The organism is Bradyrhizobium huanghuaihaiense, assembly GCF_007830635.1.
GTDB classification, from domain to species: domain Bacteria; phylum Pseudomonadota; class Alphaproteobacteria; order Rhizobiales; family Xanthobacteraceae; genus Bradyrhizobium; species Bradyrhizobium huanghuaihaiense.
Map to the genome: position 1 here is coordinate 43,323 of NZ_VLLA01000024.1, position 14,581 is coordinate 57,903.

At 64.5% G+C, this 14,581-nt stretch carries 14 protein-coding genes; 6 read left to right on the forward strand and 8 right to left on the reverse strand.

The window, feature by feature from the left end; genetic code table 11:
- Window positions 1-4: 4 nt before the first annotated feature.
- The gene (gtdA, locus tag IQ16_RS35010) at window positions 5-1,045 is read right to left on the reverse strand and encodes a gentisate 1,2-dioxygenase (protein ID WP_018644106.1); all 1,041 of its coding nucleotides are present in this window, start codon (window positions 1,043-1,045) and stop codon (window positions 5-7) included.
- A gap of 182 nt (window positions 1,046-1,227) precedes the next feature.
- On the opposite strand from gtdA, the gene maiA reads away from it, so the two are divergent.
- On the forward strand, window positions 1,228-1,860 hold the full coding sequence (gene maiA / locus IQ16_RS35015; protein WP_018644105.1) for a maleylacetoacetate isomerase: 633 nt from the start codon (window positions 1,228-1,230) through the stop codon (window positions 1,858-1,860).
- Window positions 1,850-2,371 carry a MarR family winged helix-turn-helix transcriptional regulator gene (locus tag IQ16_RS35020; RefSeq protein ID WP_018644104.1) on the forward strand — a complete coding sequence of 174 codons (522 nt, stop codon included), beginning with the start codon at window positions 1,850-1,852 and terminating at the stop codon, window positions 2,369-2,371. The genes maiA and IQ16_RS35020 overlap by 11 nt, the downstream gene beginning before the upstream one ends.
- A gap of 183 nt (window positions 2,372-2,554) precedes the next feature.
- Here IQ16_RS35020 and IQ16_RS35025 read toward each other — a convergent pair whose 3' ends face one another.
- From IQ16_RS35025 to IQ16_RS35045, 5 genes are all read right to left on the reverse strand, one after another.
- Window positions 2,555-4,168, reverse strand: coding sequence for a benzoate-CoA ligase family protein (locus IQ16_RS35025; protein ID WP_018644103.1), 1,614 nt, complete (start codon window positions 4,166-4,168; stop codon window positions 2,555-2,557).
- The gene (locus IQ16_RS35030) at window positions 4,165-5,331 is read right to left on the reverse strand and encodes an FAD-dependent monooxygenase (protein ID WP_018644102.1); all 1,167 of its coding nucleotides are present in this window, start codon (window positions 5,329-5,331) and stop codon (window positions 4,165-4,167) included. The genes IQ16_RS35025 and IQ16_RS35030 overlap by 4 nt, the downstream gene beginning before the upstream one ends.
- A 189-nt stretch (window positions 5,332-5,520) precedes the next feature.
- Complete coding sequence (locus IQ16_RS35035; protein ID WP_008132706.1) at window positions 5,521-5,736, reverse strand: hypothetical protein; 216 nt, start codon at window positions 5,734-5,736, stop codon at window positions 5,521-5,523.
- A 129-nt stretch (window positions 5,737-5,865) separates the two neighbouring features.
- The gene (locus IQ16_RS35040; protein ID WP_018644101.1) at window positions 5,866-6,696 is read right to left on the reverse strand and encodes a hypothetical protein; all 831 of its coding nucleotides are present in this window, start codon (window positions 6,694-6,696) and stop codon (window positions 5,866-5,868) included.
- Between the two features lie 148 nt (window positions 6,697-6,844).
- Window positions 6,845-7,852, reverse strand: coding sequence for an NADP-dependent oxidoreductase (locus IQ16_RS35045; RefSeq protein ID WP_145832021.1), 1,008 nt, complete (start codon window positions 7,850-7,852; stop codon window positions 6,845-6,847).
- A gap of 213 nt (window positions 7,853-8,065) precedes the next feature.
- Here IQ16_RS35045 and IQ16_RS35050 point away from each other — a divergent pair, with 213 nt between their 5' ends.
- Window positions 8,066-9,361 carry a dicarboxylate/amino acid:cation symporter gene (locus IQ16_RS35050; RefSeq protein WP_018644099.1) on the forward strand — a complete coding sequence of 432 codons (1,296 nt, stop codon included), beginning with the start codon at window positions 8,066-8,068 and terminating at the stop codon, window positions 9,359-9,361.
- A 12-nt stretch (window positions 9,362-9,373) separates the two neighbouring features.
- Entirely contained in the window at window positions 9,374-10,294 is a 921-nt protein-coding gene (locus IQ16_RS35055; RefSeq protein ID WP_018644098.1) for an amino acid ABC transporter substrate-binding protein, read from the forward strand.
- A 187-nt stretch (window positions 10,295-10,481) separates the two neighbouring features.
- On the opposite strand, the gene IQ16_RS35060 is transcribed toward IQ16_RS35055, so the two are convergent.
- Both IQ16_RS35060 and IQ16_RS45305 read right to left on the reverse strand, forming a co-directional pair.
- Window positions 10,482-11,282 (reverse strand): ATP-grasp domain-containing protein, encoded by an 801-nt coding sequence (locus IQ16_RS35060; RefSeq protein WP_018644097.1) that lies wholly within the window; start codon window positions 11,280-11,282, stop codon window positions 10,482-10,484.
- Window positions 11,283-11,530: 248 nt separating this feature from the next.
- The gene (locus IQ16_RS45305) at window positions 11,531-11,683 is read right to left on the reverse strand and encodes a hypothetical protein (RefSeq protein ID WP_156528319.1); all 153 of its coding nucleotides are present in this window, start codon (window positions 11,681-11,683) and stop codon (window positions 11,531-11,533) included.
- On the opposite strand from IQ16_RS45305, the gene IQ16_RS35065 reads away from it, so the two are divergent.
- Both IQ16_RS35065 and IQ16_RS35070 read left to right on the forward strand, forming a co-directional pair.
- Window positions 11,682-12,455: a ferredoxin--NADP reductase gene (locus IQ16_RS35065; RefSeq protein ID WP_026312162.1), complete on the forward strand. Its 774-nt coding sequence runs from the start codon at window positions 11,682-11,684 to the stop codon at window positions 12,453-12,455. The genes IQ16_RS45305 and IQ16_RS35065 overlap by 2 nt on opposite strands.
- Before the next feature lie 393 nt (window positions 12,456-12,848).
- Window positions 12,849-14,573, forward strand: coding sequence for an FMN-binding glutamate synthase family protein (locus IQ16_RS35070; protein WP_018644095.1), 1,725 nt, complete (start codon window positions 12,849-12,851; stop codon window positions 14,571-14,573).
- The last annotated feature ends 8 nt before the right edge of the window (window positions 14,574-14,581 follow it).

A 14,581-nucleotide genomic window follows, 5' to 3' on the forward strand; every position in this document is an offset into this window, starting at 1 on the left:
ACCATCACGCGTTCCCGCGATCTTCCCGAAACAAATCCAGCTTCTGCTGCACCGGGCGATCCGAGAAGCTGAACAGCACGGCATCCTCGTCCGCCTCGTGCGTGACCCAGTGCCAGCTCGGCACCACGAACAGATCGCGCGGGCCCCATTCGAACACCGCATCGCCGATGCGGCTGCGGCCGCGGCCTTCGATCGGGCAGAACACGGTGGCATCGGTTGACCGATAGCGCGCGGTGGTAAAACCTTTCGGCAGCAGCTGGATGAAGGTGCCGATGGTCGGCATCGCGAAATCGCCCGTCTCGGGGTTGCTGAACTTCAGCTTCAGCCCGTGGCAGGCGTCCCACTCCTGGCTCGTCCTGGCCTTCTCCAGCGCCTCGCGGGTATAGGCATAGGGATAGCTGAAGATCGGCGAGGTCTTCGAGCTCCGCTTCACATCGACCGGCAGCAGATTGTGGCCGTAGCGGGCAAAGCTGTCGCCGGCTGGCTTGGTAATCTTCTGCTGGTCCTCCTTCGATCCTTCCGCGAAGGAGCAGTCGAAGAACTGCACCAAGGGAATGTCGAGGCCGTCGAGCCAGAACATCGGCTGATCGGTCTCGTTGGAATGATCGTGCCAGGTCATCGACGGTGTGATGATGAAATCGCCGGGCTCCATTGCGGTGCGCTCGCCATCGACCGCGGTGTGGGCGCCCCTGCCTTCGAGCACGAAGCGCAGCGCCGACTGGCTGTGGCGGTGCGCGGGCGCGACGTCGCCGGGCACCACCATCTGCACGCCGGCATAGAGCGAGGTCGTGATCTTGGACTGGCCGCGCAGGCCCGGGTTCTCCAGCACCAGCACGCGCCGCTCGGCCTCCTTGGCCGTGATGAGCTTGCCGGCCTCGGTCATGTAGTCGCGGATGATTTCGAACTTCCAGAGATGCGGCCGGCAGGCGCTTTTCGGCTCCGGCGTGATCAGGTCGCTCATCACCGTCCACAGCGCGGTGAGGTTCTCGCCGTCGATCTTCTTGTAAAACGCCTCCCGTTCCGGTGTCTTGGTCACGGCTTCCATGGTTGCTGCTCCCGATCGTTTTGTTAATTGACAGTATACTGACGATCTGGGTAGCGTCAATGTGGCCGACGACGTACAAGGTGTCGTTCCGGGGCACGCGAAGCGTGAACCCGGAACCTCGAGATTCCGGGTTCGATGCTGGCGCATCGCCCCGGAATGACAAAATAAGTGGGAGGGTCTCGATGAAGCTGCACGGCTATTTCCGCTCCAGCGCCGCTTACCGCGTGCGGATCGCGCTGAACCTCAAGGGCCTCGGCGCCGAGCACCTGCCGCATCACCTTCGCAAGGGCGAGCAATGCGCGCCCGCCTATCTCGCCATCAATCCGCAGGGCCTGGTGCCGGCGCTGGAGGACGATGCGGGTGCGGTGCTGACCCAATCGGTCGCCATCATCGAATGGTTGGACGAAACCCATCCCGCTCCCCCGCTGCTGCCGAAGGATCCGCTGCGCCGCGCCAAGGTGCGTGCGTTCGCGCTGGCGATCGCCTGCGATACCCATCCGGTGCAGAACTTGAAAGTGCTGGCGCGCTTGCGCGAGCTTGGTCTTGCCGAGGAGAAGGTCCAGGACTGGGCCGCCTGGGTCAACCGCGAGGGCCTGTCGGCCTGCGAGACCCTGATCATGGGCGAAGCGGGGCCATTCTGCTTCGGCGATGCGCCGACGCTCGCCGATCTCTGCCTGGTGCCGCAACTCGCCAATGCCCGCCGCTTCGGCGTCGATGTCTCGGCCTATCCGCGCCTGCTCCAGGCCGAGGCGGCCGCGAAGGCGCTGCCGGCCTTCGCCAGTGCCGCGCCGGAGAAGCAGCCCGATGCCGAGTAAGCCTTCCGCTCCGATCACGATCGACGCGGTCTATGACGCACCGGGCTATCTGTTCCGGCGCATGCAGCAGATCGCGGTCTCGATCTTCATGGAGGAGTGCAAGGCGTTCGATCTCACGCCGGTGCAATATGCCGCGCTGATCGCGATCCACACCCATCCCGGCATCGACGCGACGCGGCTCTCGGCCGTGATCGCCTTCGACCGCTCCACCCTCGGCAGCGTGATCGAGCGTCTTCAGGCCAAGGACTATATCGAGCGCAAGCCGGCGCCCGAGGACAAGCGGATCAAGCTGCTCTATCTGACCAAGTCAGGCGCAGCGATCCTGCGCGAGATCATCCCCGCCGTCGAGCGCGCCCAGGCGCGCATGCTGGAGCCGCTCAAGCCCGCCGATCGCAAGGCGCTGATGGGGCTGCTGGTGCAGCTCGTCGACCTCAACAACGAGGCCTCGCGCGTACCGCTGCGGGCCGAGGACGCGCTGGAGCATCTGGGGAAGGGTGGGGGAGGGATGTGAGTGAGCGGGTCTCCGCTCGCGCCTCATTCACCGCCGTCGTCCCGGCGAAGGCCGGGACCCATAACCACAAAACTTGATTTGGCGAAGACAGGTCATGACGAGCTTGCGCAACAACTGCTGCTGCGGCGTATGGGTCCCGGCCTGCGCCGGGACGACACTTACTGTGTGGCGACACCGTCGGCCTCACATCCTTAACAACGCCTGCCGGTCAATCTTCCCCGTGCCCGTCTTCGGCAGCTCGTCGATGAAAATCACCTCGCGCGGATATTTGTAGGGCAGCAGCTTGCTCTTCACGTAATCCTGCAGCTTCCGCGTGGCCTCCCCTTGGTCCACCGCGCGGTTGTTCATCACCACCACCGCCTTCAGCGTCATGCGCCGGTCCGGCAGCTCGGCGGCGAACACCGCGCATTCGCGGATGTCGGGGTGGTCGGCGAGGCACAGCTCGACCTCGAGCGGGTAGACCCACTGGCCGGAGATCTTGATGAGATCGTCGGCGCGGCCGCGGAAGAAGTGGAAGCCGTCGGCATCGCGCACGAAGCGGTCGCCGGTGTAGATCCAGCCGCCCTCGCGAATGGTCTCGGCGGATTTGTCCGGCCGGTTCCAGTACAGCGGCGTGTTGGAATCGCCGCGCACCCACAAAATGCCTTCCTCGTTGTCACCGACGTCGCGCCCGTCCTTGTCGCGCAGAGCGACCTCGTAGCCGGGGACGCGCAGGCCCGCGGCGCCGAGCTTCTTCTGCTCGGGGCGGTTGGAGAGATAGATGTGCAGCACCTCGGTCGAGCCGAGGCCTTCGACGATCTCAAGGCCCGTGAGCGTCTTCCAGCCGTTGAAGACCTCTGCCGAGAGCACTTCGGCGGCGGAGAGCGCCATCCGCAGCGACGAAAAATTCGTCTTCTCCGCGCCCTCGGCCTTGGTCAGCGAGGTATAGAGCGTCGGCAGGCCGAAGAAGACGGTCGGCCTGTACTGCTCGATCGCCGCGAATATCGCCGCCGGCTTCGGCTGGCCCGGCAGCAGCAGCGTCGCCGCGCCCGCCGAGAACGGGAAGGTGACGGAATTGCCAAAGCCGTAGGCGAAGAAGATCTTTGGCACCGAGAAGCAGATGTCATCGGGCGTCAGCTTCAGCACGTTCCGCGCAAAGGCGAGCTCGCTGTAGGCCATGTCGTGCTGGAGATGCACGATGCCCTTGGGCCGGCCCGTCGAGCCCGAGGAGTACATCCAGAACGCCATCTCGTTGCGATCGGTCGCGGCTTCGGCGAGCTCGGTCGGGAATTGTGCGAGCCAGCTCGCCGCCGCGACCGCCGCAGGCGCAGCATGCTCGCCGATCTCGCCATTGACGACGATCAGCGTCTTCAGCTTCGTCTCCTGGCACGCCTCGGCATTGAAGCGCGCGCAGAACTCGGCATCGGCGACGGCAACGGCAGCGCCGGAATCGGTGAGATAGAATTGCAGCAGGTCCGGCGGCGTCAGCGTGTTGATCAGCAGCGGCACGAAGCCGGCGCGGACCGCGCCGAAGAAGGCGGCAGGATAGGCCGGCGTATCGTCGAGGAACAGCAGTACACGATCGCCGCGCTTAAGGCCGAGCGAAGCAAAGCCGTTGCCCCAGCGGCAGGCCTCCGCGCCGAGCTCGGCATAAGTGCGCGTCCCCGCCGGTCCGATCAGCGCGAGCTTGTCGCCACGGCCCTGGGCCAGATTGTCGAACAGCACGCGGCTGGCGTTATAGACTTGCGGACCGGCAAAGCCGATCTCGCGCGCGCCCTCGCCGTCGGCGGGCACCTGGTCGCGAATCTCGTTGCTCATGCCGTAACCTCGCCAGCCGCATCCCCGCCGTCGCCTGCGCCATTCTTGGCGGCCTCGTAACGCGCCATGAAGGCCGGCGACATGTGGCGCAGGCGTGCATCGTCGATGCGCCCGGAGCGGGTGATGTAGCTGTAGGCGAAATCCATCAGATCAAGCTGCATGTGCTGGGCGAAGTGCTCGTACCAGAAGGCGCTGGTGCGGGCCGCGTTGACGAGCTTCTGCACCACCGGCTTGCGCTCGGCCTGGTAGCGCTGCAGCGCGGTGGTCAGATGTGCATCGGATTCCAACGCCTTGACCAGCGCGATCGCGTCCTCGATCGCGAGCCGCGTGCCCGAGCCGATCGAGAAATGCGCCGAGTGCAGCGCGTCGCCGAGCAGCACCATGTTCTTGAACGACCAGTGCTCGTTCCAGACCCAGGGGAAATTGCGCCACACCGATTTGTTGGAGACGAGGCAATGGCCGCCGAGCGTGTCGGCAAACACCTCCTCGCAGACGCCCTTGGACTGCTCGACGTCCTTGTAGGCGAAGCCATAGGCCTGCCAGGTCGCGTGGTCGCATTCGACCAGGAAGGTGCTCATGGTCGGCGAATAGCGGTAGTGGTGCGCGTTGAAGGTGCCGCGGTCGGTCTTCACGAAGGTCTGCGACAGCGTGTCGAAGCGCTTTGACGTTCCGTACCAGACGAACTTGTTGGAGGAGTAGGACAGCGAGGTACCGAAATCGCCCTCATAGGCGCGGCGCACCAGCGAGTTCAGCCCATCGGCGGCGACGATCAGATCATGACCATTGAGCTGGTCGATCGCGTGAATCGGCGTGTCGAAGCGCGGGGTGACGCCGGCATCGAGCGCGCGCTGCTGCAGGAACCTCAAAAGCTCGAGCCGCCCGATCGACGAGAAGCCGACCCCGTCGATGGCGACGCTGTCGCCTTGCAGGTTCAGCGTGATGTTCTCCCAGCTCTCCATGTGCGGGGCGATCGCGTCGACCGTCTCGGGGTCGTCGGCACGCAGGAACTCCAGGGCCTGGTCGGAGAACACGACGCCAAAGCCCCAGGTCGCGTCGGCCGGGTTCTGTTCGAACAGGTCGACTTGATCGTCGGGGTGACGCTTCTTCCAGAGATAGGCGAAGTAGAGCCCGCCGGGCCCCCCGCCAATCACGGCGATCCGCAACGTCTGCCTCCCTAATTGACAGTATACTTACTATCTAGGGGTAGACTAATGTGCTCCGACGTCCGGCGCCAGCGGAATTATCGGCAAGGCCGGCACGCCGAAGCTCGCTTTCGGACCCACGTTTTGCGCGTGTCCAAAATCCTCAGGCACGAAACATAGCCAAACCGGGCCGGGTTGGCCACCCAGGGGTCAGACGCAGCGCTTCACGTAGACGCCGTTCACCAGCACCCTGGTGCAGCGGACCACCGGAACCGGCTTGCGCACGACAACGGCCGCGTTCGGCCCGGCGCAACCGGCGCGATAGACGCCGCGGGCGCACACCACCGCGTTGGCGTCGGTGGCCTCGAACGTCATGGTTGCCCCAAAGGCGAGGAGCGCGGAAGCGATCAGCAGCAACGAACGCATGTCTCTTTCTCCCGGTCTTGTCATGTTTGAAATCGGATATTTGCAAAAGGTTGTCGTCGCAGCCGCGCGAAAATTCATTCGCGCGACGCTTCGTCATGGCCACGCGCCTTGGCGCAGCACCTGCCTGCCTTATCGTGCCGCGAACGGCGCAAGCACGTCCTTGCACGCGGGCGACAGCGAGGCGGCGTTGCTGGAGATGCACTGGATGATGCGACCGCCGCCGGGCGCGACGCCGGCGCAAAGCGAGCGGATGTCGGCGCCGCAGGCGGACCGGACGATGAACAGTTCTTCGCGCGGCCGCAATGGGCGCAGCACGATGACGGCCGGTGCCGCGGCGGGCGCTGCCGCTGCGGCCGGTGCAGCACCGGCGCCAGGCGCGGCCGCCGGCGCACCGCCGCCCATAGCCGCATTCACCGCCTTGGCGCAGCCCGCCGACACCTTCGCCTTGTTCTTCTCCAGACATTCGAGCGCGGGCGCGCCGCCCGGCGGCACGCCGGCGCAGACCTTGGGATAGTCGCCGCGGCAGGCGCTCTTGATCGCGGAAACCTGCGCGCCGCTCGGCTGCTTTAGCGCTGCCGCCTTCGGGGCGGCTGCCGCTGCCGGTTTGGCCGCGGGCTCGGCGGCGGGTGCGGCTTCCGTCTTGGCAGGCTCGGATTTGGCAGGCTCGGATTTAGCGGGCGCCGCTTCCGTCTTCGGCGCGGCCGCCGGCTCGACCGCGCGAACCGCGGCCTGGCAACCCGACGACAGGCTGGACATGTTCTTGGCGAGGCACTGATACGCTTCGACGCCGCCGGGCGTCACGCTCGCGCAATGCGCCATGAAGTCCGAGCGGCATGCGGAGCGGATCGCGCTCTTCTGGGCCTCGGTCGGTGCTTGCGCGAATGCGCCTGTTGCAGTTGCGAAGAGAGTTGCGGTAAGCAACGCGGTGCGCGTTGAGGCATGTTTCAACGTGTTGAACATCTGAGTGAATTCCTGCCAAGTCGGTCATGCCGACAATTTTCAAAAAAGTATGCAAGCGCAATCGTCGCGAGTGATGCCTCGCGCGCGGCATCTTTGGCCGCTTTGGCCTCTACCGCAAGTAGATAATGTCAGCGCAATTGCGACGTAACTACGTCGCTAGTTTCACCATGCGCTTGCCGCGGTTCTCGCCGGCGAGCAAACCGATCAACGCTTTCGGCGTGTTCTCGAGGCCGTCGATGATGTCCTCCTGCACTTTGAGCTTGCCGGATTTCACCCAGGCCTGGAGATCGGCAAGCGCGCGCTGGCTGTCCTTCATGTAGTCCATCACGATGAAGCCCTGCATCACGAGCCGCTTCACCACGATCAGCCCGGGAACGCCGCGCGGGCCATGCGCGGCGGGCGCGCCGTCATATTGCGAGATCGCACCGCAGCAGGCGATGCGGCCGTAATTGTTCATTTGCGGCAGGCAGGCTTCCAGAATGTCGCCGCCGACATTGTCGAAATAGACGTCGATGCCTTTGGGCGCAGCCGCGCGCAACGCCTTGAACACCGCGCCGTCCTTGTAATCGACGGCGGCATCGAAACCGAGCTCGGAGGTCAGCCAGCGGCACTTGTCGGCGCCGCCGGCGATGCCGATGACGCGGCAGCCCTTGATCTTGGCGATCTGTCCGACGATCGAGCCGACCGATCCCGCGGCCGCCGAGACCACGACCGTCTCGCCCTCCTTGGGCTTGCCGACCTCCAGCAGGCCGAAATAGGCGGTGAGGCCTGCGATGCCGAACACGCTGAGCAGATGCGTCATCGGCTCGAGCTTCGGCATCTTGGTCAGATGCTTCGCCGGCACCGCGGCAAACTCCTGCCAGCCGGTGTCGCCGAACACGATGTCACCGGGCGCAAGCCCTGGCGCTTTTGAGCTGACGACCTCGGCGATGGCGCCGCCGGCCATCACGCTGTTGGCTTCCACGGCTGATCGATAGGTCGCGCCGTGCATCCAGGCGCGGTTGGCTGCGTCGAGCGAGATGTATCGCACGCGCAGCAAAGCCTCGCCGTCCTTCGGCTCCGGCATCGCGCCGTCGATCATCTTGAAATGTTCAGGACCGAGCTTGCCGCTGGGCTTTTCCACCAGCAGAATCTGGCGATTGGTGTTGCCGCTCATGGCGTTTCCCTCTTCTTTTGCTTGACGATTATTGGTGCAGCGGCCGCAAAGAAAACGTGCAAGCCGCATTTGTTGTGCGCTGCATGAAGGCTAGATCGCGGAGGATCGTTTCACAACGGGAACATCCGGCCAACGCGATCGCTCGCCAAGCGTGTTGCGTCATCGTCATATCTGCGACATCATGAAGCGGCCGGTGTTAGTGGGGGTCGTTCAATGTCGAACAGGTTTACGCAATACATTCTGGCCGCGATGGTGCTGGGCATCGTCATGGGGGCGGCGATCTTCAACTTCCTGCCCGATACGCGCGCCGAGTGGGCCTCCTCCATCAACCTGATCGCCATGATGTTCCTGCGCCTGATCAAGATGATCATCGCGCCGTTGGTGTTCGCGACTCTGGTCGGCGGCATCGCCCATATGGGAAGCGGTTCGCGGCTCGGGCGCATCTTCGCCAAGACCATGGGCTGGTTCGTCAGCGCCTCCTTCGTCTCGCTGCTGCTCGGCCTCGTCATGGTCAATCTGCTTCAGCCCGGCGCGAACTTCCCCGGCACGCTTCCGCAGGCCGGCCAATCGACCGGCCTGCCGGTCTCGGCCTTCTCGATCGAGAAATTCCTGACCCATCTGATCCCGACCTCGATCGCCGATGCGATGGCGCAGAACGAGATCCTCCAGATCGTGATCTTCGCCGTGTTCTTCTCGGTGGCGATGGGCTCGATGCCCGAGCGGTCGAAGCCGATTCTCGCGATGATCGACGACGTCGCTCACATCATGCTCAAGGTGACGAGCTATGTGATGCTGTTCGCGCCGCTCGCGGTGTGGGCCGCCATCACCGCCACCGTCGCCAAGAACGGCCTCGGCGTGCTCTGGAAGCTCGTCGTCTTCATGGGCGGTTTCTATCTCGCGCTTGCGATCCTGTGGGTCATCCTGATGATCGTCGGCTTCCTCGTGATCGGGCCGCGCTACAGCCATCTGCTGAGGCTGATCCGCGAGCCACTGATGATCGCGTTCTCGACCGCGAGCTCGGAGGCGGCCTACCCGAAGACGCTGGAAGGTTTGACCAAGTTCGGCGCCTCGTCGCGGATCTCGAGCTTCGTGCTGCCGCTCGGCTACTCCTTCAACCTCGACGGCACGATGATGTACTGCACCTTTGCCAGCATCTTCATCGCGCAGACCTACCACATCGAGATGTCGCTCGCGACGCAGCTGGCAATGCTCGCGACCCTGATGATCACCTCCAAGGGCGTCGCCGGCGTGCCGCGCGCTTCCCTCGTCGTGATCGCCTCGACGCTGGCGCAGTTCGGCATCCCCGAGGCGGGCCTCTTGATGATCATGGGCATCGATACCTTCCTCGACATGGGGCGCAGCGCCACCAACGTGATCGGCAACTCGCTCGCGACCGCCGTGGTCGCGAAATGGGAAGGCGAGCTCGGGCCCGAGCACGAGCTCGGACCGGGCGAGGTGGCGACGCCGGACATGGTGCCTGGCGAATTGCCCGCGATGGCCGGTCATTGACGGAGGTGCATCATGCGCCGCTCATTGGCGATATCGTGCAGCCTGTTGCTGGCAGCGTGTCTGCTGGCAACCGGGGCCTCGGCGCAGACCGGCGGCAGCGAAGGGCTTAGCCCGACGCTGTCGGCGATCAAGAAGGCGCATACCGTGCGGCTGGGCTATCGCGAGAGCTCGCCGCCGTTCTCCTTCCTCGACCAGTCGGGTCGTCCGATCGGCTACAGCCTCGAGCTGTGCGAGGCCATCGTCGAGGAGATCGGCGTCGACGTCGACGATCCCAATCTCAGGATCGATTACGTCAAGGTCACCTCGGACGACCGCATCGACGCCGTGCTTCAGAACAAGATCGACCTGGAATGCGGCTCGACCACGGCCAATGCCGAGCGTGGCAAGCGCGTTGCCTTCTCGCCCTTGATGTTCGTCGCTGGCACCAAGCTGATGGTGCCGAAGGCGTCGAACGTCCAGTCGCTGACCGATCTGAAAGGCAAGTCCATCGTGGTGACGAAAGGCACCACCAACGAGCAGGCGATCCAGGCGGCCGACAAGAAGTTCTCGCTCGGCCTCAACATCGTCACCTCGCCGGACCACGAGCAGTCGTATCAGATCCTCGTCGACGGCAAGGCCGATGCGTTCGCGACCGACGACATCCTACTGTTCGGCCTGATCGCGCGCCACAAGGCGCAGGACAAGTTCCGCGTCACCGGCGATTATCTGTCCTACGATCCCTACGGCATCATGTTCAAGAAAGGCGAGCCGCAGCTCTCCGCCGTGGTCGAGCGCGCCTTCCGCAAGCTCGGCTCCAACCGCGACCTCGTCCCGCTCTACAACAAATGGTTCGTGTCGCGGCTGCCGACCGGCGAGCGGCTCAACGTGCCGATCTCATTGCAACTGGAAGAAGCCTTCAAGGCCATGGACGATTCCGCCAGCGCGAATAATTAGCGGCTTCTTTCTTACCCTCCCCTGGAGGGGGAGGGTCGATCGCGCGAAGCGCGAGCGGGGTGGGGTGATCTCTCCGCACGGGCACCGCTTCGGTGGAGAGACCTTCACCCCACCCCGTCTCGCATCGCTGACGCGTTGCGAGCCGACCCTCCCCTCCAGGGGAGGGTGGGCACTTGCGTTGTGGCTGCTATCTCTTCCCAAACACCCGATCCAGCGCCGCGTCATACGCCGCCTGCACCAGTTCCGGATGCAGCTTCGCCAGCGCTTCCATCATCACGCCGCAGTTGATCTCGAGCACGCGCCAGGCAGCGTCAACGCGCACCACGTCGATGGACGCGAAGACGATGCCGATGGCGCGCGCGGCATCGATCGCGAGCTTCACGCAAGCCGCGCTGACCTCGCCGTCCGCCAGCAGCACCGGCTTTGCACCGGCATCGAGATTGTGCCGCCAATCCGAGCCACGCTGCTTGCTGTAGACGACGAGGGGCACGTCATCGAGCAGCACCACGCGGACCTCTTCCTCGATCGCAACATAGGGCGAGATCACGAGCCCCGTGCTCATCGAAAAGACCTCACCAGCCGCGTGGTCGAGCTCCGCCTCCGTCGTCACCTTGAACACCGCGCGGCCCGACGTGCCCTCGTTCGGCTTCACCACGATGCCTTGCGGATTCTGCGCGAGCAGCGCCAGCATCGCTTGATGCCAGTCCGGGCCGGCGACGTGCACGCCCAGCCTCGGGTTGAGGAAGAGTTGATGCGGAATGCACGGCACGCCTTGAAGCGTCAGCGCCTCGGCGGTCGCGGATTTGTCGTTGGCGAGGCGGTGCGCGATCGCGCTGTTGAGGCCGATGTCGTAGCCGAAGGCGAAGCGGCGCGTCTCGCCGAGGTGCATCGCGATCAGCCAGCCGTCGGCGCGGACATCGACCGCGATGCCGTGGCGGGCGCAATAGCGCCTGATCGCCTGGACGAAGATCCGCTCGCTGCCCGCCATCTGCCTCAGTCGCTTGTGTCGGTCGTTCTTGTCAGTCGTTCCTGGCGCCAAAAGCCGCAAAAATGCGGGAAACGGCGCCATACCGGGTGAAAATCAGAGCTATTCTTAATGAAATTCTCGCGAGCGCGGCGGAAATTAAGTGCTGCAATCGAGCCTTGCCGGGAAAAGAAATTGCCCTCTTCGCGCGCCCGACAGCAGATTCATTAATGATGCGGCCAGTTCTGCCGCAAATGCCGGTTTGATCGGCATCAATTGCATCCGAAACGAGGTTGATTATTGGTCTCAATGGCGTAGATCACACACGCGAAATCCTCCGCCATGGCAATGGTGACCGCCCCGATTTCAGGGCCGGGCAACGCTTTTGCCCTAAAACCGCAAATATTCGGAATATCGAAAATCATGAGCGCGTTTTACCGAGAGAAGGTTCTTTCCGTCCAGCACTGGACCGACACGCTGTTCAGCTTCCGCGCCACGCGCGATACCGGCTTCCGGTTCCAGAACGGCCAGTTCGCCATGATCGGCCTCGAGGTCGACGGCCGCCCGCTGCTGCGCGCCTACAGCATGGCGAGCGCCAACCACGAGGAAGAGCTCGAGTTCTTCTCGATCAAGGTGCAGGACGGCCCGCTTACCTCGCGTCTCCAGAAGATCAAGGAAGGCGACACCATCCTGGTCGGCCGCAAGGCGACCGGCACGCTGATCACCGATAACCTCATCCCCGGCAAGCGGCTGATGCTGCTCTCGACCGGCACCGGCCTTGCGCCCTTCGCCAGCCTGATCAAGGACCCCGAGGTCTACGACCAGTTCGAGTCCATCGTGCTGGTGCATGGCTGCCGCCAGGTCTCCGAGCTCGCCTATGGCGAGAAGCTGGTCGCGACCCTGCGCGAGGACGAGCTGTTCGGCGAGCTGCTCGCGGACAAGCTGATCTACTATCCGACCGTGACCCGCGAGCCCTTCAAGAACCGCGGCCGCATCACCGACCTCATCAACTCCGAGCAGATCTTCAACGACATCGGGCAGTCGCCGCTCGACATCGCGACCGACCGCATCATGATGTGCGGCAGCCCGGCGATGCTGGAAGAGCTCAAGGTGATGTTCGAAAGCCGTGACTTCATCGAAGGCAGCGGCAACAAGCCCGGCCATTTCGTGATCGAGAAGGCCTTCGTCGAGCGCTAAGCGGCGCTCGTCACCCCGGTGTCGTGCCGGGCTGCCAGCCTTTGAACTCCGCCGTCGTCCCGGACAAGCGCGCCCAAGGCGCGCGCCGATCCGGGACCCATAACCACAGGCCGTGGTTATGCGACGACTCGGAGTGGCAGCTCTCTCAGCCACGAAATTCTGTGGTTATGGATCCCGGGTCTGCGCTTACGCTTGCCCGGGATGACAGCCGGCTTGTGGGCGACCAGGGACTCGTCCCATCCCCACCCCCTCTGCTGCGCTGCAAAAAACCCATCCTCCCGGCTGATTGATCTGCGACGGCCGATTTCGCTAGCCTGAAACAAGGGCCGCGTCATATCCGTATGACAGGGGCGGGCGTATCGTACCGCCTCATGCCGGCGAGAGGATGGGATCGTGGCCGACGACAACAAAAAGCAGGAATCGCCCAAACGTCTGGCACTGGCGGAGGAGGGGCTCATGGAGACCCTGCTGCTGCCATTCTCGCCGCGCTTCATCGTGCTGACGATCTGTGCGGTCGTCACGGCGCTGCTGATCGGCATCGGCATCGCCGACCGCAAGATCTCGGACATCCTGCTGATCCCGATCCTGATCTTCGGCGCCCTGACGCTGCTCGGCGTCCGCGACCTCTTGCAGAAGGGGCACGCGGTGCTGCGCAACTACCCGATCTCGGCGCATATGCGCTTCCTGCTCGAAGAGATACGCCCCGAGATGCGGCAGTATTTCTTCGAGAGCGAGAAGGACGGCATGCCGTTCTCGCGCGACACCCGGTCGTTGGTCTATCAGCGCGCCAAGATGCAGCTCGACAAGCGTCCGTTCGGCACGCAGGAAGACGTCTACCGCGAGGGCTATGAGTGGATGCATCACTCGGTCTCGCCGAAGACCCATGCCGAGGAGAAATTCCGCATCACCATCGGCGGGCCCGACTGCACGAAGCCCTATTCGGCTTCGGTGTTCAACGTCTCCGCGATGAGCTTTGGCGCGCTGAGCCCGAACGCGGTGCGGGCGCTCAATGCCGGCGCCAGGAAGGGCGGCTTCGCGCACGACACCGGCGAGGGCGGCTTCAGCCCCTATCACGCAGAGATGGGCGGCGACATCATCTGGGAGATCGGCTCCGGCTATTTCGGCTGCCGCCATCTCGACGGGTCGTTCGACCCCGAAGCGTTCGCCCGCGTCGCCGGCCAGGACCAGATCAAGATGGTCGAGCTCAAGATCAGCCAGGGCGCCAAGCCCGGCCATGGCGGCGTGCTGCCGGCGGCAAAGGTCTCGGAGGAGATTTCAAAAATCCGCGGCGTCGCCATGGGCGAGGACTGCATCTCGCCGGCCTCGCACCGCGCCTTCTCCACGCCTGTTGGCATGATGCAGTTCATCGCGGAGATGCGCCGCCTGTCCGGCGGCAAGCCGGCCGGCTTCAAGCTGTGCATCGGCCATCCCTGGGAGTTTTTGGCGATCTGCAAGGCGATGCTGGAAACCGGCATCTATCCCGACTTCATCGTCGTCGACGGCAACGAGGGCGGCACCGGCGCGGCGCCGCTGGAGTTCATGGATCATCTCGGCATGCCGATGCGCGAAGGCGTCAATTTCGTCCACAACGCGCTGGTCGGCATCAATGCGCGCGACCGCATCAAGATCGGCGCCTCCGGCAAGATCGCCACCGCCTTCGACATGGCGCGCGCGATGGCGATCGGCGCCGACTGGTGCAATTCGGCGCGCGGCTTCATGTTCTCGCTCGGCTGCATCCAGTCGCTGAGCTGCCACACCGACCGCTGCCCGACCGGCGTCGCGACGCAGGATCCGACCCGGGCGCGCGCGCTCTACGTGCCGCTCAAGATCGACCGCGTGCACAACTATCACCATGCCACGCTGCACTCGCTGACCGAGCTGATCGCCGCGGCCGGCCTCGAGCATCCGCAGCAGCTGCGTCCGATCCATTTCAACCAGCGGACCTCGACGACCCAGGTGAAGTCGTTTGCACAGCTCTATCCGGCGCTGCGTCCCGGCGAGCTGCTCGAAGGCACCGAAGACCCGCGGTTCGCCGACGCCTGGCGGATGGCGCGGGCGGAGACGTTTCAGCCGGCGCTGATCGCCCCGGCCGCGGCCACGTTGGGTCCGTTCGTGTAAATTCACCG

Bases quoted from the DNA above. Each gene is read 5' to 3' on its own strand.
- IQ16_RS35065 (WP_026312162.1), top strand. From the start codon at position 11,682: ATGAGCGCGTTTTACCGAGAGAAGGTTCTTTCCGTCCAGCACTGGACC.
- IQ16_RS35040 (WP_018644101.1), bottom strand. From the start codon at position 6,696: ATGTTCAACACGTTGAAACATGCCTCAACGCGCACCGCGTTGCTTACC.
- IQ16_RS35060 (WP_018644097.1), bottom strand. From the start codon at position 11,282: ATGGCGGGCAGCGAGCGGATCTTCGTCCAGGCGATCAGGCGCTATTGC.
- IQ16_RS35020 (WP_018644104.1), top strand. From the start codon at position 1,850: ATGCCGAGTAAGCCTTCCGCTCCGATCACGATCGACGCGGTCTATGAC.
- IQ16_RS45305 (WP_156528319.1), bottom strand. From the start codon at position 11,683: ATGATTTTCGATATTCCGAATATTTGCGGTTTTAGGGCAAAAGCGTTG.
- IQ16_RS35050 (WP_018644099.1), top strand. From the start codon at position 8,066: ATGTCGAACAGGTTTACGCAATACATTCTGGCCGCGATGGTGCTGGGC.
- IQ16_RS35055 (WP_018644098.1), top strand. From the start codon at position 9,374: ATGCGCCGCTCATTGGCGATATCGTGCAGCCTGTTGCTGGCAGCGTGT.
- IQ16_RS35035 (WP_008132706.1), bottom strand. From the start codon at position 5,736: ATGCGTTCGTTGCTGCTGATCGCTTCCGCGCTCCTCGCCTTTGGGGCA.
- maiA (WP_018644105.1), top strand. From the start codon at position 1,228: ATGAAGCTGCACGGCTATTTCCGCTCCAGCGCCGCTTACCGCGTGCGG.
- gtdA (WP_018644106.1), bottom strand. From the start codon at position 1,045: ATGGAAGCCGTGACCAAGACACCGGAACGGGAGGCGTTTTACAAGAAG.
- IQ16_RS35025 (WP_018644103.1), bottom strand. From the start codon at position 4,168: ATGAGCAACGAGATTCGCGACCAGGTGCCCGCCGACGGCGAGGGCGCG.
- IQ16_RS35045 (WP_145832021.1), bottom strand. From the start codon at position 7,852: ATGAGCGGCAACACCAATCGCCAGATTCTGCTGGTGGAAAAGCCCAGC.